Genomic DNA, 26997 nt, shown 5'->3' on the forward strand with positions numbered 1-26997 from the left:
ATCATCGACTGAGGTCGGTCGCGTCCTGCTTATCTGCCTATCTGAGTGACGGCGCTGAGGACGCGCGCTGTTTCCCGCAAGGATAACACCAGACTTCATCCCCGCCAGGAACGGCACCGGGACGTCTTCGCGACGCCGACGAGAGGACGGCCACGTGATCTCGTGGCAGCGACGTGACGTCAATCTGCCGCCCGACCCCATTCTTAAGTTAATGGCGGTCGCGTCCTGCTTCAGCCTGTATATCATCTCGTTGTCAACGGAAAGGAGCAGGCGTGAGGTGCGGAGCGGGTTCGCAATACTCAATCAGCAATTCGGTGAGGACCCGTATCTTCCGTGCGGGATGCTGACCTGGCGGGCGGATGACATATGCAGCCGCCGGGGGTGGTGGATAATGCGTCATGACCGGCACAAGCGCGCCGGAGGCTATAAATTCATGGGTAAGGCAATCAGGCAGGTAAGCGATCCCTAGTCCTGCTGCCGCGGCAGCGACTAGAGCAGGGCCGTTGTCGGCCTTAAATCGCCCCTGCGGACGAACCGTGATGATCTTGTCGCCATCCATAAGTTGCCAGGCTTCGGTACCCTGCATGAGGGCCTCATGAACGACGAGTTCCTCCGGCGCTTCGGGAGACCCATGCGCCTTGATGTAGTCCGGGCTCGCGACGAGCTTCCCATAGATCGGTCCGACGCGTCTTGCGATCAAGTTGGAGTCCTGAAGATATCCAACGCGTATCGCACAATCATAACCCTCTGTGATGAGATCGACGAAGCGATCACTGTAGCACGTGTGGATGTGGAGCTGGGGGTGGCGGCGCGCCATTTCCGCGAGGATAGGCGCGAAGTGACTCTGGCCGAAGGAAAGTGGCACGGCAACTCGCAAGCGGCCGCGAAGGTCACCGGCGGGTAGGATCGTTTCCCTGGCCACGTCGATCTCGGCGCAGACTCTCGCGGCATAATCTCGGAACGTGGCCCCTGCTTCCGTGAGAGCGGCGCCCCGGGTGGTCCGTGCAAGAAGCTGGACACCAAGTTCCGCTTCAAGCCGGAAGAGCCGCCGACTGACGATTGACTTGGAGACGCCGAGCCGGAGCGCAGCTGGCGAAACACCCCCGGCATCAGCCACTTCGACGAAGGTCTGCAGTTCTTCGATGTCCATATAGCGTTCCCCTTTCCGCGACACAGCCTGCCATAGGAGGGTGCTACCGCATCTCGAATAGGAACGGCAATACTGCTTCCAGGCAACGCCGCCCCCGGCGCATGTCTCCCGCAAAACCAATGCCGCTCGTGGGCGGCAGCAAAGGATGTAATAATGACCTTTCGTAATGGCCTTGCTTCGCTTCTTCGCCCCGAAGATTCGGTACTCGTTCTGATCGACCACCAGCCATACCAGCTCGCGAACCTAAACAGCCACGATCCGCACGCAGTGGTCAACAACTCGACCGCCCTGGCGAAGGCCGCCAAGGCCTTCGATGTCCCCACCATCCTGACGAGCGTGATCGCCGATCGGGGCGGTCTGATCTCTCCGCAAATCACCGATGTGTTCCCCGGCCGGGAGGTGATCGACCGGACGTTCATCAATACCTGGGAGGATCGGAAGGTCGTGGACGCAGTCAAGGCGACCGGCCGCAAGCAGCTGATCATCGCCGGCCTGTGGACCGAGGTCTGCGTCGCAATGCCGGTGATCCAGGCGCTCGGCGAAGGCTGGGATGTGACTGTTATCGCTGACGCATCGGGAGGGACTTCGGTCGAAGCCCATGAGGTCGCCATCCAGCGCATGACCGCGGCCGGCGCGAACATGATGACCTGGCTGGCGTTGGCGTCCGAATGGCAGCGCGACTGGGCCCGGACCGAGCACGCCGCAGAGTTGACGGAGGTGCTCAAGCAGCATGCCGCTGGCAGCGGTATCGCGTACCTGTGGGAGCAGCAGCTGCTCAACACGCCTGTGCCTGGCAACGCAGGCTGATCTAAGCGGGGATGCAGAGATTTTCGAGCGACGCGTTGCGAAGGCTGATTGCTTATCGAGCCTCTTCATCCCCTCTCAATCGGAAGGCCGTCCGTCCCTGGATTCTCGCGGCGGGCATGATCGACTCAAGAACTAGGGCTTTGCAGTCCCTTCCAGCCCCTCTTGTGTTTGGAGCAGAACTTGCGAACGCATTCGAAGGTGTCGGGCTTATGAATCCTGAAGGAATGACCACCCGCAACCATACCAGCGGCGCCGGCGGTTATTCTGGAGCGCGCAGATGTTCATCGCAGGTTAATGCGGATTAACCCAGAATCGCAGCCAGAAAGGATGCGCCGATGAAGATGCTTTTTGCCTCACTTGCAGCCACGGTATTGGCTGCATCTTTCGCCCTGCCGCTAAGCGCCGCGCCGATCGTCGTGCCGAACGCAGTACATATACATACCCCCGACGTCGAGCAGATCAAACACCGTCGCCACGATAATGGACATGCGTATGGCCACTGGAAGAAACAGCGATACGCTTACCGCGACTGCCGGTATTACGGCTCGTGCTATCGTCCGCGGTATTACGGCAGCCGCGACTATTACGGCTATCGCGACGATTACCCCTATCGTCGTCGGTCAGGTGTGACCGTGTACTTCGATTTTTAGTCGGCAGTGCCACGGACACCAACGTTGGCGCCCCACAGCGCGCCTTCGGCCTTCACGAGTTCCGCTGCCATGAGATGAACGGGCGTCGGGCAGGGATGGGCATTATCGACAGTAGCCACAGAACGGTCTTGCATAAAAGAAGGGCCGGGCGAATGCTCGCGCCGACCCTTCTCTGATTGCGTCAGCACGGTGCCAGTACATCCGTGGTCACCAGCAAAAGCCATCTGATAGATTGAATTTATGCGCCTCGTGAATTTTCGCAAGGATTAGGGGGTGCTGAATTAGGGCTAGATGAGGGAGGCGCAATAACCACGGGACGACGAGGAGTACGACACGCGCTCTGAGGGCTCCAGCTTCAATGCCGATCCGTCCAGTCGATCATCGGGGCGACAGCAAAACGGAAGCCCTACCACATCACCGCGATGCCACTGAGATGGAACCTGCCGTTATGATAAGCTGTAGTTTCCGGGCAGAAATCGGAAATTACTCAACAAACTCAATGTGATGTGGCGGAAGAGGTGGGATTCGAACCCACGGTACGGTTTCCCGCACGCCGGTTTTCAAGACCGGTTCCTTAAACCACTCGGACACTCTTCCATCTGATTGAAAAGGTCGAGACACCAACATTCTGTTGATGTCTGTGAACCGGCCGTTGCTGCCGATTTGCTACCCAATCATTCGATGGCTGGCTTTCTAGCAGCTTTGAAAGCAGCGTCAACTTGCTCTGCAGCATTTGCCGGCATCCCTGGCGCGACGTGCGAACAAATTCGAGCGTGAGCCGAGGCAGGCCTATTCCGCATATTGGAAATGAATCGCGTTCTCCAAGGCTTGAGCGTTAACTGTATCGTTCCGGCGGAGGAAACAAGCCATGGCCATGTATCTCACACGCTTCAGCTACACGCCCGAAACCTGGGCGCGAATGATCGAAAACCCTGAGGATCGCCGAGAGGCGGCGCGTAGTTACATCGAATCCGTCGGCGGAAAGCTGCATGGGTTCTGGTACGCCTTCGGCGAGCACGATGGTTGGAATCTGTGAGAGGCGCCTGATAACGTATCGATGGCGGCCGTCGCACTTGCGATCGGCGCAGGAGGCGCGCTCAGTTCTATGGAGACCACCGTCCTCCTCAGCGTCGAGGATACGATCGAAGCCTTGGAAAAGGCGAAGACGATTCGATATCGTCCACCTGCAGCAAAGGTGGTGCGCCCACCGTTTCCATCCATGTTGAAGATAACGTTTCGCGTGTCTCATTCCCGGCGCAAGCTCTCTGTAAAATACGCCGGAGACATGAGATCTAGCTTCCGTCAGATCCAAGGCCCTTCGGACCGTTGAGTTGGTTCATATCCTCGCCGAGAGATCGAACCGCCTCCATCGTCACGGCGAGTGCCGACATCAGGATTGCGATGTCGTTGTCTTTATCCAGCTGGGAAAGCGCGCGAGATCGGGCGTGCAACTGCTGGCTGATCGTGTCGAGCTGCGTCATGGTTTTATCGTTCATGGTGATCCTCCAAAGGTCTACACGCTCAAAGCCCGCGGCGGACAATTCGTTCCCACACGGAAGGAAGCGCCGACCCCCTGCCGCTCGTCAAATACGCGCAGGCCTTGTTCCAATATGGAGCTTCTGGGGCGTTCGGAAGCACCTGGACGTTCACCATATGCCCCGCATCGGCACGTTGATTTCTGGCCCTATTACGGCGATGGAATGGCAGGCGGGGAGGGTTCGCGTTAGTAATTTGTAAACCATAATCATTAGAATTGTCGCTATCGCCGCGAAATTGTTCGTAAAATTGCCACGAACCTAGCAAGATTAAAGCCTCATTAGGCGGGCGGGAATAAGGCGTTGTTGGCCCAAGATAGGGCAAGGTTCCTTAACCATAACGATCTTTGAGCGGCGTGGGGCACATGAAACTGGAATACGGGGCGGCGTCTTTCGCAACGACAGCACGGTGGCTGGCGATCTCGGCGATGTGTGCGACGGTTGCGGCGTGTGGCACGACGCAGGCGGTGCCGAAGAAAAAAGCCCACGGCAAAGAATATTTCTCTGAATCCGAATATGGCGTCAAGGCGAGCCCGCGGGTCGCCACCGGCAACAACATCCCCAAGGGCGGCGGCCGCTACCTCGTCGGCAACCCTTACGAGGTGAAGGGCAAGTGGTATTATCCGAAGGAAGACTTCGCCTATAACAAGGTCGGCGTCGCCTCCTGGTATGGTTCGGCCTTTCACGGGCGCTTGACGGCGAATGGCGAAGTCTACGACCAGATGCATCTTTCCGCTGCGCATCCGACCTTCCCGCTGCCGAGCTATGCGCGCGTTACCAATCTCGAAAGCGGTTCCTCGGTCATCGTGCGTGTCAACGATCGCGGCCCCTATCACGAGGGCCGCATCATCGATCTTTCCAACAAGACGGCCGACATGCTCGACCTGCAGCACAGCGGCACCGGTAAGGTGCGCGTGCAATATGTCGGCCGCGCCCGCATGGACGGCCACGACATGCCCTATCTGATGGCCTCATATTCGCCGAAGGGCAGCCGCATTCCCGGCGTCAATCCTGAAGGCCAAATCGCAACCGGCGTGATGGTCGCCTCCAACAGCCGCAAGATCACTCGCGACCAGCTGCAGAGTTCGGAAGACTACGAGGCGCCGGCCAACGTGCCGGTGCCGATGTCGGCGACCTCCTATGCCGGTTCGACGCCCAGCGCACGCTACAATGCGGCACCGGCCGCAGCACCCGCTCTGGCGCCGGCTGCCCATGTTCTGGTGGCCCCATCGGCGCCGTCGTTCAACAATGGCGCTCAGGCGATGGACCAGTTGGTCGTGCTGCCGGAGATCGGTCCGATGCCCTACGAGCGGCCCGAGAATTCGCTGGCGCTCGGCTATCAGAGCGAAGAGGTGAAGACGGTGACCGTCGATCTCGCCTTCGATGCGGTGATGGTGCGCAATGACGGGCTGACGCAAGAGTCCATCCTTGCCGCGGCCAAGCGTCATCAGGCAAAGTTCGCCGCGCGCTGAACTGGCAATTGCATCGGATTTCCTCGCGTTCTAACCTCCTGAAATACGCCGCTCGATCAATGGAAATTGCGATGCTGAAGCCCGTGCTTCGCCTGCTTGCATGCCTGATGCCGTTCGCCACCGGCGCCTTTGCAGCCGATGGCGGTGCCTCCGGCTTCGCCACCAAGGCGGCGCAGGCCTATATGATCGAGGCCGCCACCGGCACGGTGCTTCTCGCCAAGAACGAGGACCAGGGCTTTTCGCCGGCTTCGCTCGCCAAGCTGATGACGATGGATCTGGTTTTCGAGGCGGTGACCAAGGGCCAGATCACGCTCGATACCGAATATCCCGTATCCGAATATGCCTGGCGGACGGGCGGCGCGCCGTCGCGGACGGCAACGATGTTTGCCAGCCTCAAATCACGCGTGCGCGTCGAGGACCTGATCAAGGGCGTCGCCATCCAGGGCGCCAATGATAGCTGCATCATCCTCGCCGAGGGCATGGCCGGAAGCGAGCAGCAATTTGCCGCGTCGATGACCCGGCGTGCCCGCGAACTCGGCATGGAGAAGGCCGAGTTCGGCAATTCCACCGGCCTTCCCGATGGCAAGAGCAAGGTGACCGCACGCGAGATGGTGACGCTCGCTGCCGCCCTTCAGCAATCCTATCCGAATCTCTATCCCTATTTTGCGCAACCGGATTTCGAGTGGAACAAGATCTTCCAGCGTAACCGCAACCCGCTGCTCGGGCTTGATCTCGGCGCCGACGGGCTGGCAACCGGCTTCACCGAGGGCGAGGGCTACTCGATCGTCGCTTCGGTCGAGCGCGACGGCAGGCGGCTGTTTCTGGCACTCGCAGGCATCGCCTCCGACAAGGAGCGGACGGAGGAGACCAAGCGGGTGCTCGAGTGGGGACTGACGGCCTTCGAGAACCGGCAGATCTTCGCTGAGAAGGAAGTGATCGGTGCCGCCAGCGTCTATGGTGGCACGTCGCGCACCGTCGATCTCGTCGCCAAGGCGCCGGTCAGCGTCTATATTCCGATCAGCAATCCCGACCGGCTGTCGGCGCGCATCATCTATCACTGGCCGCTGACGGCGCCAGTCATGCCGGATACCCAGGCGGGCACGCTGAGGATTTTCGCCGGCAGCCGGCTGCTCAGGGAGGTGCCGCTTTATACGGTGCAGGCAGTCGGCGAGGGCTCGCTCAGCAGCCGGGCGGTCGACGCCATGCTGGAACTCGGCGAATCGCTGTTCTTCTCCTGGCTCTGGGACAAGTCCGCGCCCGGCTGAACATTCGGTTTCCAATGCAATTTGCCGGGAAAGGTGAATATGTCGCCGCGGCGAAAGGTTTTCCTCCATGATATCTTCGGATAGATAGAAGGAGCGGGGCGCGTGCGGCGCCTGGAATGCGGGAAGTTGTCATTGTCATCCGGTACGGGATTGTTCGTTACGTTTGAAGGCGGGGAAGGCGCTGGGAAATCCACGCAAATCCGTCGCCTCGCCGAGGCGCTGAAGGGCGAAGGTCACGACGTGCTGGTGACGCGCGAACCCGGCGGTTCGCCGGGTGCCGAGGCCGTGCGCCACGTGTTGCTGTCGGGCGCTGCCGAGGCCTTCGGCACGCGGATGGAGGCGATCCTCTTTGCGGCGGCGCGCAACGACCATGTCGAAGAAGTGATCCGGCCAGCCCTTGCATCAGGCAAGGTCGTGCTCTGCGACCGCTTCATGGATTCCTCCCGCGTTTACCAGGGCATCACCGGCAATCTCGAGCCCGATTTCATTGAGACGCTGCAGCGCATCGCCATCAACGGCGTCATGCCGGATTGCACCGTGATCCTCGACATCCCCGCCAGGGTCGGGCTGGAGCGGGCGCAGAAGCGCGCTGCCGCTGACGGTCCCGATCGCTACGAAAAAGAGCGGCTGGAAACGCACGAGAAACGGCGCGAGGCCTTTCTCGATATCGCCGCCCGCGAGCCCGAGCGCTGCCACGTGGTCAACGCCATGCAGACGGAGGAGGCGATCGCCGCCGAGATCCTGGCGATCGTCAAACAGCTGTTGTCGCCCGCGGGCCGTTTGCGAATGCCGGAAGCCGCCCATCATGAGTGAAGCCCATTATGAGTGAGGAAAGGCCCGGACTGCTCGACGGCGCCATCTGGCCGGGGGAAAATACCAGACTGTTCGGCCATGAAGAGGCGGAGGTGTTCCTTGCCCAGTCCTACCGGTCCGGCAAGGGCCACCACGCCATCCTGATCGAGGGGCCGGAAGGCATCGGCAAGGCGACGCTCGCCTTCCGTTTCGCCAATCACGTGCTCTCGCATCCCGATCCCGAGACAGCGCCGGAGACGATCGGCGATCCCGATCCTGCCTCTCCCGTCAGCCGGCAGATCGCCTCTGGTGCCTCGCATAATCTGCTACACCTTGCTCGGCCGGTAGACGAAAAGACCGGCAAGGTGAAATCGGCAATCACCGTCGACGAGGTGCGCCGCGCCGGCAAGTTCTTCTCGCAGACGTCTGGCACCGGCAACTGGCGGATCGTAATCATCGATCCTGCCGACGACATGAACCGCAATGCAGCCAACGCTATCCTGAAGATCCTGGAAGAACCGCCGAAGCGGGCGCTGTTCCTGGTGCTCTCGCACGCGCCGGGACGGCTGCTGCCGACGATCCGCTCGCGGTGCCTGCCGCTGAAACTGGCGCCGCTTACCGACGAAGCACTCGTCGCGGCCCTTGCCCATCTCGGCATATCAGGCGAGGGCGGAACGGTGCTTTCGGCCGCCAAAGGCAGCGTCGGCGAGGCGCTGAAACTGTTGAACTATGGCGGCGGCGACATCATCGCCGCCTATGACGAGATGCTTGCCGCCGAAGGGCCGACGGCTCGCAAGGCGATGCATCGGCTGGCCGACGCACTTTCGGGTCGGGAAAGCGACACGATCTTCGATTTCTTCGTCAGCCATGTGGGCGACGACATCATGAACCGCGCGCGCGCGGCGGCAGGCGCGGGGCAGATCGCCGCGGCAGAGCGGCTGGCGCGGCTCTATTCCGAGATCACCGAGCGGCTCACCATTTCAGATGGCTACAATCTCGACCGCAAGCAGACGATCATCAGCATTCTCGCCGATATCAAGCAGCCGGGCGTTTAAAGCGCGAAACCGCTTTAATTCTCTGATTTATGCATGTCGTTATCCCAAAACCGCTGCACACTTTTGGGCGACATGCATTGTCAGCCAGTCAGCAGCTTACCTGCGACGACGGCAAGCGTGGCGGCAAGGACGATGCGGATAGTGCGTTCGTGCAGCCTCGGCGCCAGAAGGCTTCCGATGATGATGCCGGGGATGGAGCCGATCAACAGGGCAAGCAGCATCGGCCAGTCGATCTCGCCGATCAGCCAATAGCCCGTGCCGCCGATCAAGGTTAGCGGTACCGCATGGACGATATCGGAACCGACGATCTGGCGCACATCGAGCCTGGGATAAAGGATCAGCAGGATCGTCACCCCCAACGCGCCGGCGCCGACAGAGGTCAAGGTGACGAGGACGCCGAGAACGGATCCGAGAACGACGGTGAGGATGAGGATGGTCGTCGGCTTCGGCGGCGTGCGATCGCCGATGGCGCGGCGCGCCAATTCGAGGATCGGGCCCCGGAAGACCAGCATGATCGCGGTCATGACCAGAAGCCAGCCGAGCGCGGTGGTGATGGTATTGGTTACGCCGATGCTTTTGCGATCGACGCCAGCCAGCAGCCATAGCATCAGCAGGGCGGCCGGCAGGCTGCCGGCTGCGAGGCTGCCGACGATCTTCCAGTTGACGCGCCCATGCATGCCGTGAACGGCGGTGCCGGCCGTCTTGGTGATCGCCGCATAAAGAAGATCGGTGCCGACGGCGGTGGCGGGATGGACGCCGAAGAGCAGCACCAGCAGGGGCGTCATCAGCGAACCGCCACCAACGCCGGTGATGCCGACGAGCGCGCCCACGAACAGACCTGACAGCGAATAGAGCGGCTCGAATGTCAAACAAGCGCCCCTGACGGCGCGCGGCCACCACAAACCCGGCAAATGAAAACTGGCACTTCGTTCCTGTCCCGCCCTCTGTCTTATGACGGGTAGATTGGGTGAGAAGCTGAGTCAAGTTCATGCCTTCGCCGTCCCGGAAAACATCGGCAACTGGAAAGTTGAGGTTTCGCTTGACGGTGACATGCGCTAAGAGCGGCTGACCATTTTTATAGAGTTAGCCGGACATTGGCCGCCATGACAGACAGAACACCCTTCTACATCACCACCGCGATTTCCTACCCTAACGGCAAGCCGCATATCGGTCATGCCTATGAGCTGATCGCGACGGATGCGATGGCACGCTACCAGCGCCTCGACGGCAAGGATGTGTTTTTCCTCACAGGCACCGACGAACACGGCCAGAAGATGCAGCAGACGGCACGCGCCGAGGGCATCAGCGCGCAGGCGCTCGCCGACCGCAACTCTGGCGAATTCCAGGCGATGGCGACGCTGCTCAACGCTTCGAACGATGATTTCATCCGCACCACGCAGGAGCGCCATCACGAGACGTCGCGCAACATCTGGAAGCTGATGGCCGACAATGGCGACATTTACAAGGACAGCTATGCCGGCTGGTATTCGGTGCGCGACGAGGCCTATTACCAGGAAAACGAGACGGAGCAGCGCGCCGACGGCGTGCGCTACGGGCCGCAGGGCACGCCTGTCGAGTGGGTGGAAGAGGCAAGCTATTTCTTCAAGCTCTCCGAATACCAGGAGAAGCTGCTTGCGCATTACGAGGCGAACCCCGATTTCATCGGTCCGGCCGAGCGCCGCAACGAGGTGATCTCCTTCGTCAAGTCGGGCCTCAAGGACCTCTCGGTCTCACGCACGACCTTTGACTGGGGCATCAAGGTGCCGAACGATCCGGCCCATGTCATGTATGTCTGGGTCGACGCGCTGACCAACTACATCACCGCGACCGGCTATATCGAGGACAGGAACGGCCCTCGGGCGAAATACTGGCCGGCCGACGTGCACATCATCGGCAAGGACATCATCCGCTTCCACGCCGTCTACTGGCCGGCTTTCCTGATGTCGGCGAAGCTGCCGCTGCCGAAGCGGGTCTTTGCCCACGGCTTCCTGCTCAACAAGGGCGAGAAGATGTCGAAGTCGCTCGGCAACGTCGTCGATCCGGTCAATCTGGTGAACCATTTCGGCCTCGACCAGGTGCGTTACTTCTTCCTGCGCGAAGTCTCCTTCGGCCAGGACGGCAGCTATAGCGAAGAGGCGATCGGCACCCGCATCAACTCCGACCTCGCCAACGGCATCGGCAATCTCGCCAGCCGGTCGCTGTCGATGATCGTCAAGAATTGCGACAGCAAGATCCCGCAATGCGGCGCGCTCAGCGACGAGGACAGAGCGATGCTGGCTGAGGTCGACGCGCTGCACGCTTCGACCCGCGAAGACATGGGCAAGCAGCAGATCCATCGGGCGCTTGCCTCGATCATTTCGGTCGTTTCCGAGACCGATCGTTATTTCGCCGGCCAGGCGCCGTGGGCGCTGAAGAAGACCGATCCGGAGCGTATGGGCACCGTGCTTTACGTCACCGCCGAAGTCGTGCGCCAGATCGCCATCCTGCTTCAGCCCTTCATGCCTGAATCCTCGGCCAAGCTGCTCGATCTTGTCGCGGCAGCTGCAGACAAGCGCGATTTTGCTGCCCTCGGCGAAGCCGGTCGTCTGGTTGCCGGAACGGCCCTCGAAGCGCCGACGCCGGTCTTCCCGCGCTACGTGGCTCCGGAGGCTTAAGGCCGTGCTGATCGACACGCATTGCCATCTTGATTTCGCCGACTTCGAGGCGGAGCGGGACGAGATCGTCGCGCGCGCCCATTCGGCTGGTGTTGCGCAGATGGTGACGATCTCGACGCGGGTGCGAAAGCTCGATACATTGCTTGCCATCACGGAGAAATATCCCTCGGTATTCTGCTCCGTGGGTACGCATCCGAACAATGCCGACGAAGAGCTGGATATCCAGACGGAAGAGCTGGTGCGTCTCGCCAATGCCCATCAAAAGGTGGTGGCGATCGGCGAGGCCGGTCTCGACTATTTCTATGACACGCAAAAGCCTGAGGACCAGCAGACCGGCTTTCGGCGCCATATTGCGGCGGCGCGCGAGACTCAGCTGCCGCTCGTCATCCACAGCCGCAGCGCCGACGAGGACATGGCTGAGATCCTGACCGAGGAAAGCGGGAAGGGGGCCTTCCCCTTTATCCTGCACTGCTTCTCGGCAGGCCCCGAACTTGCCAAGACCGGAGTCGCGCTCGGCGGATACATCTCCTTCTCCGGCATTTTGACCTTCCCGAAATCGGAAGAGCTGCGAGAGATCGCCAAGACGCTCCCGCATGAGCGGCTGCTTGTGGAAACGGACGCGCCCTATCTGGCGCCGAAGCGCTGGCGCGGCAAGCGCAATGAGCCGTCCTATGTTGTTAACACGGCCGAGGTGCTCGCCGATACGATCGGCCTTTCCCATGAAGAGGTCGCGCGGATTACGACGGAGAACGCTTTCCGCCTGTTCTCGAAGATGCCGAGGATCTAGCGGCGTGCTCTACCGGCGGCGTTTCACCATTCTCGGCTGTTCGTCGTCACCGGGCGTGCCGCGCATCACCGGCGACTGGGGCGCCTGCAATCCCAACAATCCGAAGAACCGGCGCACGCGCGCCGCCTTCATGGTGCAGCAATTCGCACCGGATGGCGAGGTGACGACCGTCGTCATCGATACAGGGCCGGATTTCCGCGAGCAGATGATCAGGGCAGGTGTCGATCATGTCGATGCGGTGCTCTACACCCATCCGCACGCCGACCATATTCATGGCATCGACGATTTGCGCGGTTATTTTCACAATACGCGCCGCCGGGTGCCGATCTTTGCCGACCAATTTACGATGGACAGGCTGCGGGAAGCATTCGGCTATTGTTTGGAGACGCCGCCGGGCAGCAATTATCCGCCGATCGTGCTGCCGATCGTCATCGAAAATCTCGATGAACCTCTGGAAATCCACGGCCCTGGAGGCACGATCCCGTTTCATCCGCATATCCAGCAGCACGGGGATATCCACTCTCTCGGCTTCCGCATCGGCGATGTGGCTTATTGCAGCGATATCAATGACTTCCCGCCGCAAACTGTCGAGAAGCTTAAAGATCTCGACGTGCTGATCATCGACGCGCTGCAATATAGCTATCATCCGAGCCATCTGTCGCTGGAACAGTCGCTCGACTGGATCGGCCGGCTGAAGCCGAAACAGGCGATCCTCACCCATATGCACACGCCGCTCGATTACGACGCGGTGATGGCTGAGACGCCGGATCATGTGGTGCCGGCGTATGACCAGATGAGCTTCGAGATCGAGGGCAGAGCCAGGGCCTGAGCCCCGGCACTGAGTGCAGGGTCACTGCATATAAGGCAGAACCTCGACCGCGCCGCGGTGGATCATGTCAAGCGAGACATAGAGGATGATCAGCAGACCGACATAGGCGATCCAGCGATGGTTGTTGAGCAAGCGGGCGATCAGGTTTGCGGCGATACCCATCAGCGCGATCGACAGGGCAAGACCGATGACCAGCACGCTCGGATGTTCGCGTGCAGCACCCGCAACGGCCAGAACGTTGTCGAGCGACATCGAGACATCGGCGATGACGATCTGGGTCGCCGCCTGCAAGAAGGTCTTTCTCGGCGCGCCTTCGGCACCCGCCGCTTCGTGGTTCTCGCCGTGACCGGCGCGAAGTTCGCGCCACATCTTCCAGCAGACCCAGAGCAGCAGCAGGCCGCCGGCCAGCAGCAGACCGACGATCGCCAGCAGATAGACAGCAACGCTGGCAAAGAGAATACGCAGTACGGTCGCGGCCAAAATGCCGACGATGATCGCCTTGCGGCGTTGCGTGGCCTCCAGGCCGGCAGCGGCAAGGCCGATAACCACGGCGTTGTCGCCGGCGAGAACGAGGTCGATAGCGATGACCTGCAGCAAAGCCGTCAGACCGGCTGCCGTAAAGATATCCATATGAATTGTCCCCAATGCGTCAAAGCCGTGCTAGCGTTTCGAAGGTTTGACGTCAACCGCTGAGGGATTTCGCAGCCGGCGCAATTTATGGCTCTGCGCATCTGATGGCAGGCGACGTAATGGAACCGCAGGCGATATGGCAGAGCATCGCAATTCCCGTGGAACATTCACCTCAGCCACCGGTTCTTCAGGTCAGGAAACCAGGCGTCAGCCAGCCTTCGGCCAGATATTGGCCAGACTTCGGATTGGCGGCTGGATCTGCACACCGAGAGGAGAGCCAAATGGGCAGCATTTACAATGATACCAACCCGGCCTTTTCAAGCCCGACGGGGCGCAGCAGTCTTGCCGCATTCTTCGACAGCCGATCGGACGCCGAATCCGCCGTCTCCCGTCTTGAAGACGCGGGCGTGCCGGTTGCGAGAATAAGGCTGATGCCCGGATATGAGGCGGACAGAAAAAATGCCGGCGGCATGAGCGACAACCGCAGCGGCTTCTTCGACGCGCTGGCAGACTTCTTCTTCCCCGATGAAGATCGTGCGGTCTATGCAGAAGGGCTACGGCGAGGCGGCTTCCTCGTCCAGGTCAATGATATCGATGACGCACTTTATGAGACCGTCCACGATATTCTGGACGACGAAGGCAGTATCGATATGGATGAGCGGGCGGATCTCTGGTCGTTGGAGGACAGACAGCAAGGCGCGTCCAATACCGGCTTTGCCGGATCGACGCATGGCGGCAAAGCCTCGGAAGACCTCGCCGTGTCCGAGAGCGCATTCGACGATGCGCGCCCGGTGGCAATGCGGGACACCGCGCATGGAAGTGCCAAGGTGCGCGCCTATACCTTCCCCGACCCTGGCACCACGTCAACGGACGAAGCCAATCGCCAATCCCAAGGCCAATCCCAAACTCAATCGCAAGGCGGATCTCACCAGAGCCAGGGTTTCCAGCGCGACCATTGATATCAGGGGCCGGCTGCAATGCCGGGCCTCATTTCCCTCGCTCACCTATTCGAGGACATGTCGATGCAATCGTCCATCAACCGCCACGGCCTTCCGCCTGACCCCGACGAACTGATCGAGGAAGGCGATCCGCCCTTTGCCGATGCCGCGGAGCAGACCGCGCGTGAAAAGGCCGACGAGAGCCTGAACGCCCTGCAGCATGAAGTCAGGCTGCTGAATGCCCGCATCGGCGTGCTGCGCGAGGATGCAGAAGCGGCGCTGAAAGCCAAGGCGACATCGGTCGATGCAAGCGCCCATGTCCAGCTCGGCGACTATCCCTGGCTTAAACTTGCCGCGGCGATCGGTGCAACCTTCATTGCCGCCAGGCTGGTTCGGCGTCTTCCGCTCGGCGTGCTGCTTGCAGGATTTGCCGGTAATATCCAGGAGATGAGACGGCAGTGACGGACGTGAGTGCCCGATTGCCAACGCCGCCCTTCAGCGTGACATGCTTTAAAAGCTACCAGTGCGCCGAAGGAATCAATGAACCTGCACGGTGTCCGAAGGCATCGGCTTGGCAAGCTCTTTGAGAATCGCTTCTAGCGCATCGGCTGTCGCCTGCAGGCCGGATGACCGCGCAATTTTCAGTGCCGCCCTGCAGTGAGCAGATAATTCGTCCTGCTCCCCGTGATCATTCGTCGGAAATACGATGCCCGCATATTGCGACGGGTTTCCGGCTTCATCCCTGAAGCAGCGGCCGAAGGCAGCCACGGCTACTATTTGCCCGCTTCGATCAAATACACGATAATCACAGCGATACGGATTTCCTGTGATCACCGATTCTGAAATCGCCTTGGCCACAGATGGCTTGTCGTCCGGGTGAATCCGGTCGAGGTATCGTATGACCGGCAGCCCCGTGAGGGTCTGTTCCGGATCGAGCCCAAAGAGGTTTGCCAGCGCCGAATCCGCATAAACCTTGTCGGTCGCCAATTCCCAGGTGAATATGCCAGGCTCTTCGGCAACGGAAAATTCGGACGTGCCGATGCTGTCGACAAGGTTCATTCCGCATCCACATTCTGCGCGCCACTGCTGCTCGTCGATCAAATCGGCTCTTGAGAGAATACGACGTGCTCGACCATTTCGCCGCCGATCTTACTGCATAATTCTTCAAATCGGAATCGATTTAAGGATTCCTCGCTTGGAAGGAACCCACGCTTGATGGGTTCGATCTGTGCCGGATCAATGGTAAGCTTGCCACCGAAGCCCCACGCGAAAGGCGGCCCGAGACCGCCACATAAGCTCGCCACGCGCAGCCAGCAGCCGTCGTTTTCTTGACGCGCAGGGCGAAGGTGTGCTCCACCTCGGCTTCGACGCTCCAGAATGCGACGAAGCTGACAAGACCGGCGCGAAGGGTTGACGGAAATCATGACAAAAATCGATCTCAATTCTGATCTGGGGGAGGGATTTGGACCCTGGCGCATGGGCGACGACAAGGCGATCCTTGACGTCGTCACCAGTGCGAACATCGCCTGTGGCGGGCACGCAGGAGATCCGGCAACCATGGTGGAGACGCTTACCCTTGCAAGCGAGCGGGGTGTCGTCGCCGGTGCTCATCCGGGCTTTGCAGATCGCGAAGGTTTCGGACGACGCCTCATCCCCTTGAGCATCCGGGAAGTGGAGCAGCTTGTGGCGACGCAGATAGGGGCGCTGATGGGAGCTGCGGCTCTGGCAGGCGCCCGAGTCCGTTACATCAAGGCGCACGGGGCACTCGCCAATTGGGCGGCCGACGAACGGCCGGTCGCCGACGCCATCATCCGCGCAACCCGAGCGATTTCGCCGGAACTTGCTATACTGGCGATCTCCGGGACAGAGCTTGAGCATGCGGCCCGCGATGCAGGAATGACCGTGTTCAGCGAGATTTTTGCCGACCGCGGCTACCTCTCCACCGGTCGGCTCGTCCCGCGCAACTTGCCGGGAGCGATGATCCATGATCCCGCGGAGGCAGCTTCGAGATTGATCGAGTACCTGTCCAGCGGCCTCATGCCGACGGTCGACGGCGTTCCGATCACTCTCGATGCGCACTCGATCTGCGTTCACGGGGACAGCCCAGGAGCGCTCGCCATGGCCGTCCACGTGCGCAGGGAATTGCAAAAGGCTGGCATCGAGGTGGCACCATTCCTCCAACCGACAAAGGAAAACAGGTGATGGCAAAAGGCTATCTTATTGCCGAGGTTACCGTCACCGATCCGGACGCCTATGGGACCTGCGCGCAGGCAGCGGATGCGGATTTCATTCTGATCGAAGGCGCCGGCTGATTTGTCACAGGAGCCGTCCGCATCCCCCTGCAGCGTTCCGAACTATCGTCCTGTGGGCGGCCACGCGGTGCTCGTCGAATTCGGCGCGACCATCGATAAGCGGATCCACGATCAGGTCGTCAAGCTGGATGCCGCCTTGAAGGCGGCACCCTTTGAAGGATTCGTCGAAGCCGTTCCGGCCTATGCCAGCATTCTCGTATGCTTCGATCCGCTCGTGGCTGATCACCGGACGACGGAAGCGGCCATTGCCGAGCTTCTGGCGGCTGAGGTTCCAGAGACGATTGGAGCGATGCGCGAAATCGAAGTCTGCTACGACCCTGATCTTGCGCCCGATCTTGCCGCCGTCGCCGAGGCGAGCGGATTATCGCTGGAAGACGTCATATCCGCCCATCTCTCTGGCGACTACAGCGTCTTCATGTACGGCTTCGCTCCAGGATACGCCTACCTCGCAGGCGTGCCCAAAGCCATTCAGCAGCCGAGGAAGCCTGCGCCTATTCGCGGCATCGCCGCCGGAAGCGTGCTGATCGCCGGTCCGCAATGCTTGGTGAGCACGCTCACCATGCCGACCGGCTGGTGGATCATCGGCCGCTCTCCGACGAAGATTCTCGACGCCGCTTCCGACGACCGTCCGTTCCTTTTCGACGTCGGCGACGCGGTGCGTTTCCGCCGCATATCGAGGGCCGAATTCGACGCGAGGTGCCCCGCATGAGCGAAGCTGTCCTTGCAATCAACTTCGCGGGTCCTCACGTCGCTGTCCAGGACGAAGGACGTCACGGATTGATGCGCTATGGCGTCCCGGCCTCCGGTCCGATGGACAGGACCTCGTTTGCCGCCGCCAACGCCGCCGTCGGCAATCCTGCCGGTCAGCCGGCAATCGAAGTCTCCATGGGCGGCCTGGTTCTCGACTGCCTGTCGGGGGAGGTTACATTCGCCGTCGCCGGAGGAGGCTTCATCGTCGAGCATGCCGGCGACAAGCGCGGCGCATGGATGGTCGCCACCTTGAGGGCAGGGGAGCGGCTGGCGATCCGTCCGGGATACTGGGGAAGCTGGACGTATCTGGCCTTCGCCGGTCATATCGAGGCGAAGACCTGGCTGGGCAGCATGTCGACGCACAGCCTGTCCGGGCTCGGCGGCGGGCGCCTTGCAGCCGGACAGACGCTCACTATAGCCGATCCGGACGTGCGGGATGATCGACATGGTCCGATCACATGTCCGGTCATCGCAAGACCGCGATCCGAGCTGCATGTGGTGGTCGGTCCGCAGGATCGGTTCTTCTCGAAAGAAATCTTGTCGAATTTCCTTTCGTCGCCTTTCCGCCTGAGCGACGCCTATGACCGCATGGGCGTACGCCTCCAAGGTCCGTCGCTTGCGCCAAGTGCGGCGCTGGACATGCCATCGGAAGCGATCGTGCGGGGCTCGGTACAGGTCGCCGGAGACGGTGTTCCCACCGTTCTGCTGGCCGACCACCAGACGACCGGAGGATATCCCAAGATCGCCACGGTGGTGGATTGCGATCTGGACGCCTTCGTTCAGCTGCGCCCACGCGACCATGTCGGTTTCCTGGCCGTGACGCCGCAGCAGGCGATCGAGCACATTCGGCTTCGGGCTTCGACTATGTCCCGTTACCTCGCGGCAATCCACGACGGACCATAGGACGACCGAACATAGGCCTGTCGATCTGACGGGCAGGGCGGCGATAGACACTTGGAGCTGCCGGTGTCCGGTCTTACTATTTCACCATCGCAGCCGCCTTCTGGTTTATCGGGCCAATCCCCTTCGCTGTTGCCACCATCCTCAGCGTCGGCGTGTTGATCTGGCGTCAATCCTGGTCGGATGCTGCAAAAGGGAATATGGCCATACGGAAGCTGCTTGATTAGAGACCGGTTCGTCGATTGACGTTGGTCGTGCAACGCTTCACAAAGTCCGAAGTTTCGACCAACCCGGCAAAAGCGACGATACCGTCGCGGGGACCACGGCCACATGCGCATCATCGACGACCGTCATCCCCTCCGCAGAGTGTGCGCGTTTCTGACGCTAGTACTTTCAACGCTTCTGCTCGCGAGCGCAAACCCCGCCTCGGCGGCTGAGCCGACCAATTCCTCGGCGCCAATCCGGGTTATTATCGAATTGCCGAATGATGATTCCGGACGAGCGCTGGTCAATCGGATCGTTCCGGGCAATCAGGAACCGGCGCAGTCGGTAGCAGTCTCGCAAGAGGCGGCACCGACGTCGATTGCAACATCGCTACAGGATTTGCGCCAGAGGTTGATCACACTCGTCGATGCCGTTCCGACCCTTCCCGGGCAGATACAGTCGGCGATCCGGGTCTTCCAAACGGATGATCGTATCGAACCTCTCGGCCTGATCTTGGCGGTCATACTCTTCGTCGCGGGCGGGTTCGTAGCCCAGCGCCTTGCCTGGTGGTCAGGGCGAGGGCTGCTCCATTTCGTGCTGAACGCACCTGCCGGAACCGTCCGGCAGCGGATCAAGCTCCACGCCGCCCGGCTTTCAATGGGTCTTCTCGCCTTGGTCGGTTACCTGATCGGAAGCCTCGGCGCGTTTATCCTCTTTCCATGGCCTGCCGTATTTCGCGATATCGCGCTCATTCTGCTATCAGCCGCGCTCATGGTGCGCCTTGGCGTGCTTGTGGGCCGCATTGTCATCGCGCCAGGCGCCCGCCTGCCGCATATGCGGCTTCTGACGCTTGTTACCTCGCTTGCCTGGTTCTGGTACTACTGGCTCCTCGGAATCGTCGCAGTGCTGGCGGCTGGCTGGGCCACCATTGAAGTGATCGGGACGATCGGCGCTTCACCGATCTTGGCCGATCTCTTTGCCGCAGTATGGCTTGTTGTCGTTTCAATCGCTTTGATCGTTATGATCTGGCTGCGGCACTTTCGTTCTGACGGGCCGCCCGTCAACCGGCTTGTCTGTGTCGGCTTCAGCGCGAGCATCCTGCTATCGTGGCTGTTATGGGTATCCGGGCTCCGCGGGGCATTCTGGACAGTGGTCGTCGTCACGCTTCTGCCGCTCACCGTTTCGGTGGCTCATGATATCATTCGTCGCATCATACAATCCGGCGACGAGCAGGCGGTGGAAGATCCGGCCATCGTCGGATGGTCTGCTGTCATCATGCAAACGCTGCGGAACGGCCTCATTGTGGTCGCCGCGCTGCTCATTGCCCGCGCGTGGAATGTCAATCTCAGTGATCTCGCCGCAGCCGAAACGGTGACCACGCGTTTGATCCGCGCAGGAATCCGCATTGTTATCGTGCTGCTCGTGACCGACGTTATCTGGAAGCTCGCAAGCACGCTGATCGACAGCCAGATGGCGGTGGCGTCGCGAAGCGAGCAGGGGGGACATCAGGACGGACCCGACGCGCGCCGGCGTCAGCGGTTGAATACCCTCCTTCCCATTCTTCGCAATGTGCTGTTCCTGGCGATCGGCGCTGTCGGCTTCCTGATGATCCTGGATGCCGTTGGCATCCAGATCGGACCACTGCTGGCGGGCGCTGGCGTCGTCGGTATAGCCGTCGGCTTCGGTGCGCAGACACTCGTCAAGGACATCATCTCCGGCGTCTTTTATCTGTTCGACGATGCCTTTCGCATCGGCGAATACATCCAGGCGGCGAAATATAAAGGCACGGTCGAAGGTTTCTCGCTGCGATCGATCCGCTTGCGCCATCACCGCGGTCCGGTCACCATCGTTCCCTTCGGCGAACTCGGAGCGGTGCAAAACCTCAGCCGTGACTGGGTCATCGACATCATCACGCTCACCCTGAATTATGACAGCGACCTTGAGGAGGTCCGCAAGACCATTAAACGCATCGGCGTTGAGCTTCTGGAGGATGCCGAACTCGGCCCCAACATCATCGAGCCCTTGAAAATGCAGGGGATCGAGCAGATGGCGGATTATGGTGTGCAGATACGGCTGAAGTTCATGACGAAACCCGGCGAACAGTTCGGCGTTCGCCGAAAGGCGCTCGCCATGCTCAAGAAGACATTCGCAGAAAAAGGCATCCAGTTTGCAACGCCGACCGTCCATGTTTCCGGCGGTCCCGCCGATGCAGCGGCAACCGCTGCCGCCTCGGAGCTGCAAAGACCATCGAAAGCCATCCCGACACTTGAGGAGTAGCAACGGCGAGCTTTCCGTCGAATCCCGTCAATGCCCAACAGTCTGATCCGGACGTTGTCACCAAGTGGGCGTCGTCCGAGACACGGGTTTCGAAAGAGTCTGCTGGCTGGGATCAGCTGTTCCATGAGGGCACGTCCGCAGATGAACTCGTCGATGTGCTGGATCGTCAAGATGCAAATTCGAGCAGGCCGATTTTAAAAGAGTGGGTGCATGAGATGGATGACGAAGGTATGACATTGTAATCAAAAGGCATTCGGTGGTTCCATAATCTATCTTATGCGATATATGTATGTAGCCGCAAAGTTGAAGCGTCCTGTTTCTGCAAAGTTGGAATGTCACTCTCCCCGGGTTTGATGACCTGGGAGATTGCGGATGGGACTGATTACGATGAGCGAGCGCGACCTGCAACGGATCGAGATTCTATCGAAAGTGATCGCCGGCCGGATGACGATGGTGTCGGCGGCACATGTGCTTGATCTGAGTACGCGCCAGGTGCGTCGTCTGCTGGAGCGGATCAACACGGGTGGTGCGGCGTCGATCCGGCACAAAGCGATCGGCCGGCCGTCGAATAATCGGATCAGTGACGGGGTTCGCGATTACGCCGTGACGTTGGTTCGCGAATGCTATGCCGACTTCGGTCCGACGCTGGCCGCCGAGAAGCTTGCCGAGCTCGATGGGCTGACGGTGTCGCGTGAGACGCTGCGGCAATGGATGACGGAGGCTGGGCTTTGGCTGTCGCGCAAGCAGCGCCGGACGTTTCATCAGCCGCGGCTGCGCCGCGAGGCTTATGGCGAACTCGTGCAGATCGACGGGTCCGAACATCGCTGGTTCGAGGATCGCGGCGACCCATGCTCGCTGCTGGTGTTCGTCGACGATGCGACGGGCAAGCTGATGCAGTTGCGCTTTGTGCGCTCGGAAAGCGCCTTCAGCTACTTTGAGGCGCTGGCGCTTTATCTGAAGCATCACGGCGCCCCAATCGCCTTCTATTCCGACAAGCATTCGGTGTTCCGGGTGGCGAAGAAGGATGCCAAGGGCGGCCAGGGCATGACCCAGTTCGGGCGGGCGCTTTGTGAGCTAAACATCGAGATTCTTTGCGCAAATTCGAGCCAGGCGAAAGGTCGCGTCGAGCGGATGAACCGGACGCTGCAGGATCGGCTGGTCAAAGAACTGCGGCTGGCGGGGATTTCCGGCATGGACGACGGCAACGCTTTCCTGTCCGGTTTCATCGAGCGCTACAATGCGCGATTTGCGATTGTCCCTACCCGGCCCGATAATCTGCATCGGCCGATGAATCTTGCGTCGGACCGGCTGAAGGACATTCTGTGCAAGCGTGAGCAGCGTTATGTCGGGGCGCAGTTGACGTTTTCGTTTGAACGCAAGCGGATCATGCTGGAGGAGACCGAGGTGACGCGTGGTTTGGCTGGTCGCTATGTCGAGACCTATGCCTATGCGGATGGTCGCTTGGATGTCCGGTGGAAGGGGCATTCCCTGCCCTACAGGACGTTCGACAAGGACCAGCGGGTGACGCATGCGGCGATCACCGAGAACAAGCGGCTCGGCGATGTGCTGGCCTACATCAAGGAGCGGCAGGATCAGTTGCCAACGCCGAAGGTGAAGACCAACAGCGAGAAGAACGGCTATGTGCCGCGTGCTCGTGGGCCCGGACGCCGGAAGGATTTCATGAACGATCCCGCCGTCATTGCCCGACGGCGACAAGCGCTCTCTGACCTCGATGCGGCGGAATGACTGGCTGCTCCAATTGTCAAAGCTAAAGCCGAAGGGGAGCATCTCACCCGCCCCCTCCCTTCCCTTGCAACCCGGTCCAGCCGGTCCGGTCGGGGGCTGGTCGGCGGCGCTCGGCTGTCGCATTTCTAAATGGCTGACACCGCGCCCAAAGTGACATTTTAACTTTGCGCAACGGCGGACATTTCAATCCTGCCGCCACAATGTATGTAGAGGCTATTTAGTAATGCGACAGTTGGGCCAGTTAGAGATGCGACAGTCTCGCCTCTCGACGCTCTGGTCAATGCCAACGTCGGGAGCAAGGATGACGACCTTCAGCCTGGTCGAGACCATGAGCGTTCGGAGTCGCCATGTCCTTTATGATCACCATGTCGCAGAAAGAACTGCATCGCCTCGAAGTCATCCAGAAGATCCGTGATCAGCGCCTGAGCGTCGTCCAGGCCGCCGAACTGCTCGACCTCAGTCGAAGTCAGGTTCATCGGCTGCTGCAGGCCTATGACCTGGATGGTCCAGCCGGCCTTGTTTCCAAGAAGCGATCGCAGCCGAGCAATCGGCGCCATAGCGAGGAGTTTCGCAATGCGGCGCTGGATCTCATCCGCGAACGCTATCTGGATTTCGGTCCGGCGCTGGCGCGCGAGAAGCTGATCGAGCCGCATTAGATCTCGGTCGCCAAGGAGACGCTGCGGCAATGGATGACCGAGGCCAGCATCTGAGTCTCGCGACGCGAGCGCAAGAAGCGGGTTTTCCAGCCACTCGGCCGGCGCGATGCCGCGATCCGCCAAACCCGATAGGTCACCGCTCAGATCGAAGAACTGCTGAGCGACCAGATGAACGACGTCGCCTTCTCGTTGAATCTTTCCGTTGATCGCGATCATCGACGAGCCGAGCACAGCGCAGCGTCTCTTTTCCAAAAGCGATGGCCAGACGACGACATTCGCCGGGCCGGTTTCGTCCTCGATCGTCAGGAACATGACGCCCTTGGCGGAGCCGGGCTTCTGGCGGACAAGGACGAGGCCGGCCGTCATGAGCCAGCGGCCGTCGCGGGCGTTCATCGCTTCCTGGCAGGTGACGATGTTCCGTTTCTGCTTTTGCCGTCTGCTTTACGCATCTCTTTCCGACCCCACCATCTGCCGAATTTTGCGTTTAAGAGAACCATGTTCTTTTCCAATCACGGTTCGCCTCGTTAAATATCCGGAAACCTCATCAACTAACAAAGCAAATGAAACATAAAATAATATAACAACAGGCGCAAATACAAGAAGGACACACAAATTCGCAAGCACCGGCCCGATTGCGAACTCAGAGGACAAAGTTGTCGCCACAATTACAAGAGGAATCCACGCAAATACGGAAATTAAAAGCCCGGATAGAATGGCATAAAATCCATATTTCTTCTAATTTATCATAAGGATTTTTATCAAGCTAAGTAGATATCTTCGCATCTTTTGTCCGTTATCGCTCACAAAAAAGGCCTTTTCCTTTGCGGCCGATCACGGATTCATGTCCGTGAAAGCGGCAGTGCCCCTCACCCGCTCGATCTGATCTTGCAAATCGGATTATTTCAACGGGGCAAGGTCACGACACGCATTGCCCCCATCCACTGACCTAGTCCTGATTCGCAACCACTGGCAAACTGCTTTCGTTCGAAAGACGGGTTTCGGCCTGCCGGGCGGCAAAGACGAGGCGGCGCTTTGCGCGGATCGCGTGCCATTGTTGGTCGATCAGGACGCCGATGAGGATCACGCCACCCATGACAGCGAAATTCAACGACGAGGGTATACCCAGTAGATTCACGAGATTCTGCAACTCCTGGAGCAGGACCGTTCCCAGCACGACGCCGACGATCGACCCCTCGCCGCCGCGGAGCGAAAAGCCGCCAAGCACGGCAGCGGCAATCGCGTAGAGTTCGTAGAACTGGCCATGGCTCGCCGGCGAGATCGAGCGCGTGTACATGGCGAAATAAATCGCCGATAGCGCCGTCAGCAGCCCGCAGATGACATAGGCCGACATGACCATGCGGCCGGTACGGATACCGGAATAGCGGGCCGCCTCCTCGTTCTTCCCGATCGCGTAAAGATAACGCCCGAAGACAGAGCGATGCAGCATGACCCACATGACAACGGCAATGATGACGAGTGCGATGAAGGTGTTGGGAACGCCGTAAAACCGTCCGGCGGTCAGGAATTCGAGGTCCGGGAAATTTTGGCCGAAAGCAAAGCCCGCCGTTCCGTCGGCCGTATAGAAGCGCGCTGCCCCACGATAGATCAGGAGGCCGCAGAGGGTGACGACGAAGGGCTGCAGGCTGAGCCTGGTGATCAGCCAGCCGTGGACGGCGCCGATGACCGCGCCGAGCGCGAGAATGAGCGGTAGCGCCAGCATCCATGACATATCCTGGACCGCGATGAAATCGACGAACAGCACGCCGAGAAGTGCTACGAGCGAACCCACGGAAAGCTCGATACCGCCGGTGATGATGACAAAGGCTTGGCCGATCGACAGGATGCCGAACAGGCCGATCAGGTTGGCGGTGTTGGCCAGGTTGATCGGCAGCAGGAAGCGCGGGTTGATGATGGCGACGACGATACCGACGACGACGATCAAAAGCAGCAGTCCGAGATCTTTTTTGATCATTCGAAATCCATCCCCCGATACTTATTTATGCTGGCCGCATTCGCTATTTTACCCTTTTGCCGACGGCAAGCAAAAGGACGCTTTCCTGGCTGATTTCGTCCTCTTCCAATATGCCGGCGATCTGGCCCTCGTGCATGACGGCAATGCGGTCAGAAACGCCGATCACCTCTTCCATGTCGCTGGAGATCATCAGGACCGCCACTCCGGCATCGGCAAGCGCTCGCATCAGGCCATAGATCTCGTTCTTCGCGCCAATATCGATGCCGCGTGTCGGCTCGTCGAAGATCATCACCCTCGGGCTCATCGACAACCATTTGGCAAGCACCACCTTCTGCTGGTTGCCGCCGGACAGGGTGCCGGTTCGCGACGAAACGGAGGGTGCCTTGATACCGAGGCGAACGCGTTGCTTTTCGGCGGCCGCCCTCTCCCGCTCAGCAGAAAGCATGAAGCGGCTGGAGAGCTTGGGGAGATCGGCAAGGGTTATGTTCTGGGCGATCGGGAAATCAAGAAGAATGCCGTTGCGCTTGCGATCCTCCGGTACCAGGAAAATGCCACGAGCAACGGCGTCCCGGGCAGACCTGATCGCAATTTGCCGCCCGTCCTGCAGAATGGCTCCGCCGTAGCTGCGGTCAATGCCGAAGAGTACCCTTGCAAGCTCGGTGCGGCCCGACCCCACGAGCCCTGCAAGTCCCATGATTTCTCCATACCGGATTTCCAGATCAACGGGACGGCCGGGATAGGCCTCGGTGCGCACGCCGCTAGCCTTCAGCGCAACCGAGCCGGGCGAGCGCTGCGGTTTTGCGGTCCGGGCCGCAAGCACCCGGCCGATCATCAGCTTGACCATCTGGTCGTGACCGATGTCTTTCTTGGCAAGCGTGCCCACAAGCGTGCCGTCGCGCAGGACTACGACCCGGTCTGCGACGCGCTCAACCTCGTGGAGGCGATGCGAGATGAAAACCACGCTGATGCCGTCGGCTTTCAGCGATTTGATAATGCTCAGGAGACGCTCGGTTTCGGCCAGCGGCAGGCTGGACGTGGGTTCGTCGAAGATGACGAGCCTGGCGTTGATGGACAGCGCCTTGGCGATTTCCACCATCTGCTGCTCGGCAAGGGAAAGCGATGCCACGGGTGTGTCGGCGGAAAAATGAGCCCCTACCCGCTTCAAGAGCGGCTTCACCATGTCTCGCAGCCGATTGCGATCGACGAGCTTGAAAGGTCCCGCCTTCAGCGGTTCGCGGCCCAGGAAGATATTGGCAGCAACGTCGAGATTCTCAAAGAGATTGAGTTCTTGGTGAACGAAGGCGATGCCGGATGCGATGCTCGATTCCACAGTGAGGAAACGAAGCTCTGCTCCGTCGAGCAGAATCGTGCCTCGGTCGGGTGCGATCACGCCGCCGAGAATCTTCATCAACGTCGATTTTCCAGCTCCGTTCTCGCCGACGAGGCCGATGACCTCGCCCGGTATGATGTCGATCGACAGGCCCTCAAGCGCAACGACGCCCGGATAGGTCTTGCCAACGCCGGAAAGCGAAAGGAACGGCGTTGCAAGCGCGTCCGGTGACGGGAAGTCGGAGCTGTGGTTCATCGCCTGTCCATAGCTGCTAATGCTGTCGGCA

The 26997-nt window shown here is 60.2% G+C and carries 23 protein-coding genes, 1 tRNA gene and 4 pseudogenes; 19 read left to right on the top strand and 9 right to left on the bottom strand.

Annotated elements, in window-relative coordinates; genetic code table 11:
• Nucleotides 1-253: 253 nt before the first annotated feature.
• Nucleotides 254-1150 carry a LysR family transcriptional regulator gene (locus ACS4RR_RS14240; RefSeq protein WP_260110865.1) on the bottom strand — a complete coding sequence of 299 codons (897 nt, stop codon included), beginning with the start codon at nt 1148-1150 and terminating at the stop codon, nt 254-256.
• A gap of 153 nt (nt 1151-1303) precedes the next feature.
• Here ACS4RR_RS14240 and ACS4RR_RS14245 point away from each other — a divergent pair, with 153 nt between their 5' ends.
• Together ACS4RR_RS14245 and ACS4RR_RS14250 are read left to right on the top strand one after the other, a co-directional pair.
• Nucleotides 1304-1957 carry a hydrolase gene (locus ACS4RR_RS14245; protein ID WP_260110864.1) on the top strand — a complete coding sequence of 218 codons (654 nt, stop codon included), beginning with the start codon at nt 1304-1306 and terminating at the stop codon, nt 1955-1957.
• Nucleotides 1958-2292: 335 nt separating this feature from the next.
• On the top strand, nt 2293-2607 hold the full coding sequence (locus ACS4RR_RS14250) for a hypothetical protein (RefSeq protein ID WP_017964360.1): 315 nt from the start codon (nt 2293-2295) through the stop codon (nt 2605-2607).
• A gap of 507 nt (nt 2608-3114) precedes the next feature.
• On the opposite strand, the gene ACS4RR_RS14255 is transcribed toward ACS4RR_RS14250, so the two are convergent.
• A tRNA-Ser gene (locus ACS4RR_RS14255) sits at nt 3115-3204 on the bottom strand.
• A 271-nt stretch (nt 3205-3475) separates the two neighbouring features.
• Between ACS4RR_RS14255 and ACS4RR_RS14260 the strand changes: the two are divergent.
• Nucleotides 3476-3799 (top strand): annotated as a pseudogene (locus tag ACS4RR_RS14260) (GYD domain-containing protein); the annotation flags it as partial.
• A gap of 100 nt (nt 3800-3899) precedes the next feature.
• Here ACS4RR_RS14260 and ACS4RR_RS14265 read toward each other — a convergent pair.
• Nucleotides 3900-4103: a hypothetical protein gene (locus ACS4RR_RS14265; protein ID WP_170263105.1), complete on the bottom strand. Its 204-nt coding sequence runs from the start codon at nt 4101-4103 to the stop codon at nt 3900-3902.
• Between the two features lie 404 nt (nt 4104-4507).
• On the opposite strand from ACS4RR_RS14265, the gene ACS4RR_RS14270 reads away from it, so the two are divergent.
• The 4 genes from ACS4RR_RS14270 (at nt 4508) to ACS4RR_RS14285 (ending at nt 8726) form a co-directional block, all read left to right on the top strand.
• The gene (locus ACS4RR_RS14270) at nt 4508-5614 is read left to right on the top strand and encodes a septal ring lytic transglycosylase RlpA family protein (protein ID WP_222279468.1); all 1107 of its coding nucleotides are present in this window, start codon (nt 4508-4510) and stop codon (nt 5612-5614) included.
• A 71-nt stretch (nt 5615-5685) separates the two neighbouring features.
• On the top strand, nt 5686-6879 hold the full coding sequence (locus ACS4RR_RS14275) for a D-alanyl-D-alanine carboxypeptidase family protein (protein ID WP_170278037.1): 1194 nt from the start codon (nt 5686-5688) through the stop codon (nt 6877-6879).
• 132 nt (nt 6880-7011) lie between these two features.
• Complete coding sequence (gene tmk / locus ACS4RR_RS14280) at nt 7012-7692, top strand: dTMP kinase (protein ID WP_170263107.1); 681 nt, start codon at nt 7012-7014, stop codon at nt 7690-7692.
• A gap of 8 nt (nt 7693-7700) precedes the next feature.
• The gene (locus tag ACS4RR_RS14285; RefSeq protein WP_260110863.1) at nt 7701-8726 is read left to right on the top strand and encodes a DNA polymerase III subunit delta'; all 1026 of its coding nucleotides are present in this window, start codon (nt 7701-7703) and stop codon (nt 8724-8726) included.
• A gap of 80 nt (nt 8727-8806) precedes the next feature.
• On the opposite strand, the gene ACS4RR_RS14290 is transcribed toward ACS4RR_RS14285, so the two are convergent.
• Nucleotides 8807-9595: a sulfite exporter TauE/SafE family protein gene (locus ACS4RR_RS14290; protein WP_260110862.1), complete on the bottom strand. Its 789-nt coding sequence runs from the start codon at nt 9593-9595 to the stop codon at nt 8807-8809.
• A gap of 234 nt (nt 9596-9829) precedes the next feature.
• On the opposite strand from ACS4RR_RS14290, the gene metG reads away from it, so the two are divergent.
• Genes metG through ACS4RR_RS14305 form a run of 3 tightly spaced genes read left to right on the top strand, consistent with a single transcriptional unit; the run spans nt 9830 to nt 12996 of the window.
• On the top strand, nt 9830-11380 hold the full coding sequence (gene metG / locus ACS4RR_RS14295; protein ID WP_260110861.1) for a methionine--tRNA ligase: 1551 nt from the start codon (nt 9830-9832) through the stop codon (nt 11378-11380).
• Between the two features lie 4 nt (nt 11381-11384).
• Nucleotides 11385-12167, top strand: a complete 783-nt coding sequence (locus tag ACS4RR_RS14300; RefSeq protein ID WP_260110860.1) for a TatD family hydrolase — start codon at nt 11385-11387, stop codon at nt 12165-12167.
• Nucleotides 12168-12171: 4 nt separating this feature from the next.
• Complete coding sequence (locus tag ACS4RR_RS14305; RefSeq protein WP_260110859.1) at nt 12172-12996, top strand: MBL fold metallo-hydrolase; 825 nt, start codon at nt 12172-12174, stop codon at nt 12994-12996.
• Between the two features lie 21 nt (nt 12997-13017).
• Here the strand turns inward: ACS4RR_RS14305 and ACS4RR_RS14310 are convergent, their stop codons facing one another.
• Nucleotides 13018-13626, bottom strand: coding sequence for a TerC family protein (locus ACS4RR_RS14310; protein WP_017964345.1), 609 nt, complete (start codon nt 13624-13626; stop codon nt 13018-13020).
• 281 nt (nt 13627-13907) lie between these two features.
• On the opposite strand from ACS4RR_RS14310, the gene ACS4RR_RS14315 reads away from it, so the two are divergent.
• Together ACS4RR_RS14315 and ACS4RR_RS14320 are read left to right on the top strand one after the other, a co-directional pair.
• Nucleotides 13908-14585 carry a hypothetical protein gene (locus tag ACS4RR_RS14315; RefSeq protein WP_260111127.1) on the top strand — a complete coding sequence of 226 codons (678 nt, stop codon included), beginning with the start codon at nt 13908-13910 and terminating at the stop codon, nt 14583-14585.
• A 63-nt stretch (nt 14586-14648) separates the two neighbouring features.
• Entirely contained in the window at nt 14649-15026 is a 378-nt protein-coding gene (locus tag ACS4RR_RS14320; protein WP_026154153.1) for a hypothetical protein, read from the top strand.
• A 75-nt stretch (nt 15027-15101) separates the two neighbouring features.
• On the opposite strand, the gene ACS4RR_RS14325 is transcribed toward ACS4RR_RS14320, so the two are convergent.
• Nucleotides 15102-15623 carry a PAS domain-containing protein gene (locus tag ACS4RR_RS14325; RefSeq protein WP_017964342.1) on the bottom strand — a complete coding sequence of 174 codons (522 nt, stop codon included), beginning with the start codon at nt 15621-15623 and terminating at the stop codon, nt 15102-15104.
• Between the two features lie 363 nt (nt 15624-15986).
• Here ACS4RR_RS14325 and ACS4RR_RS14330 point away from each other — a divergent pair, with 363 nt between their 5' ends.
• The 7 genes and pseudogenes from ACS4RR_RS14330 to ACS4RR_RS14360 all read left to right on the top strand — a co-directional run.
• The gene (locus ACS4RR_RS14330) at nt 15987-16766 is read left to right on the top strand and encodes a LamB/YcsF family protein (RefSeq protein WP_260058601.1); all 780 of its coding nucleotides are present in this window, start codon (nt 15987-15989) and stop codon (nt 16764-16766) included.
• Between the two features lie 111 nt (nt 16767-16877).
• Nucleotides 16878-17585, top strand: coding sequence for a 5-oxoprolinase subunit B family protein (locus tag ACS4RR_RS14335; RefSeq protein WP_170278032.1), 708 nt, complete (start codon nt 16878-16880; stop codon nt 17583-17585).
• On the top strand, nt 17573-18529 hold the full coding sequence (locus tag ACS4RR_RS14340; protein WP_456188932.1) for a 5-oxoprolinase subunit C family protein: 957 nt from the start codon (nt 17573-17575) through the stop codon (nt 18527-18529). The genes ACS4RR_RS14335 and ACS4RR_RS14340 overlap by 13 nt, the downstream gene beginning before the upstream one ends.
• Before the next feature lie 56 nt (nt 18530-18585).
• Nucleotides 18586-18753 (top strand): annotated as a pseudogene (locus ACS4RR_RS14345) (DUF599 family protein); the annotation flags it as partial.
• A gap of 103 nt (nt 18754-18856) precedes the next feature.
• Entirely contained in the window at nt 18857-21007 is a 2151-nt protein-coding gene (locus tag ACS4RR_RS14350) for a mechanosensitive ion channel family protein (protein ID WP_456188933.1), read from the top strand.
• Nucleotides 21008-21379: 372 nt separating this feature from the next.
• Nucleotides 21380-22753, top strand: coding sequence for an ISNCY family transposase (locus ACS4RR_RS14355; protein WP_456188934.1), 1374 nt, complete (start codon nt 21380-21382; stop codon nt 22751-22753).
• Between the two features lie 347 nt (nt 22754-23100).
• Nucleotides 23101-23460, top strand: a pseudogene (locus ACS4RR_RS14360) (helix-turn-helix domain-containing protein); the annotation flags it as partial.
• A 60-nt stretch (nt 23461-23520) separates the two neighbouring features.
• On the opposite strand, the pseudogene ACS4RR_RS14365 reads toward ACS4RR_RS14360, so the two are convergent.
• The 3 genes and pseudogenes from ACS4RR_RS14365 to ACS4RR_RS14375 all read right to left on the bottom strand — a co-directional run.
• Nucleotides 23521-23832, bottom strand: a pseudogene (locus tag ACS4RR_RS14365) (OB-fold nucleic acid binding domain-containing protein); the annotation flags it as partial.
• A 523-nt stretch (nt 23833-24355) separates the two neighbouring features.
• Nucleotides 24356-25381, bottom strand: coding sequence for an ABC transporter permease (locus ACS4RR_RS14370; RefSeq protein ID WP_456188935.1), 1026 nt, complete (start codon nt 25379-25381; stop codon nt 24356-24358).
• Between the two features lie 43 nt (nt 25382-25424).
• Nucleotides 25425-26966: a sugar ABC transporter ATP-binding protein gene (locus ACS4RR_RS14375; protein WP_407766339.1), complete on the bottom strand. Its 1542-nt coding sequence runs from the start codon at nt 26964-26966 to the stop codon at nt 25425-25427.
• Between the last annotated feature and the right edge of the window lie 31 nt (nt 26967-26997).

The sequence above is a fragment of the Rhizobium zaerense genome (assembly GCF_051810725.1).
GTDB lineage: Bacteria > Pseudomonadota > Alphaproteobacteria > Rhizobiales > Rhizobiaceae > Rhizobium > Rhizobium leguminosarum_I.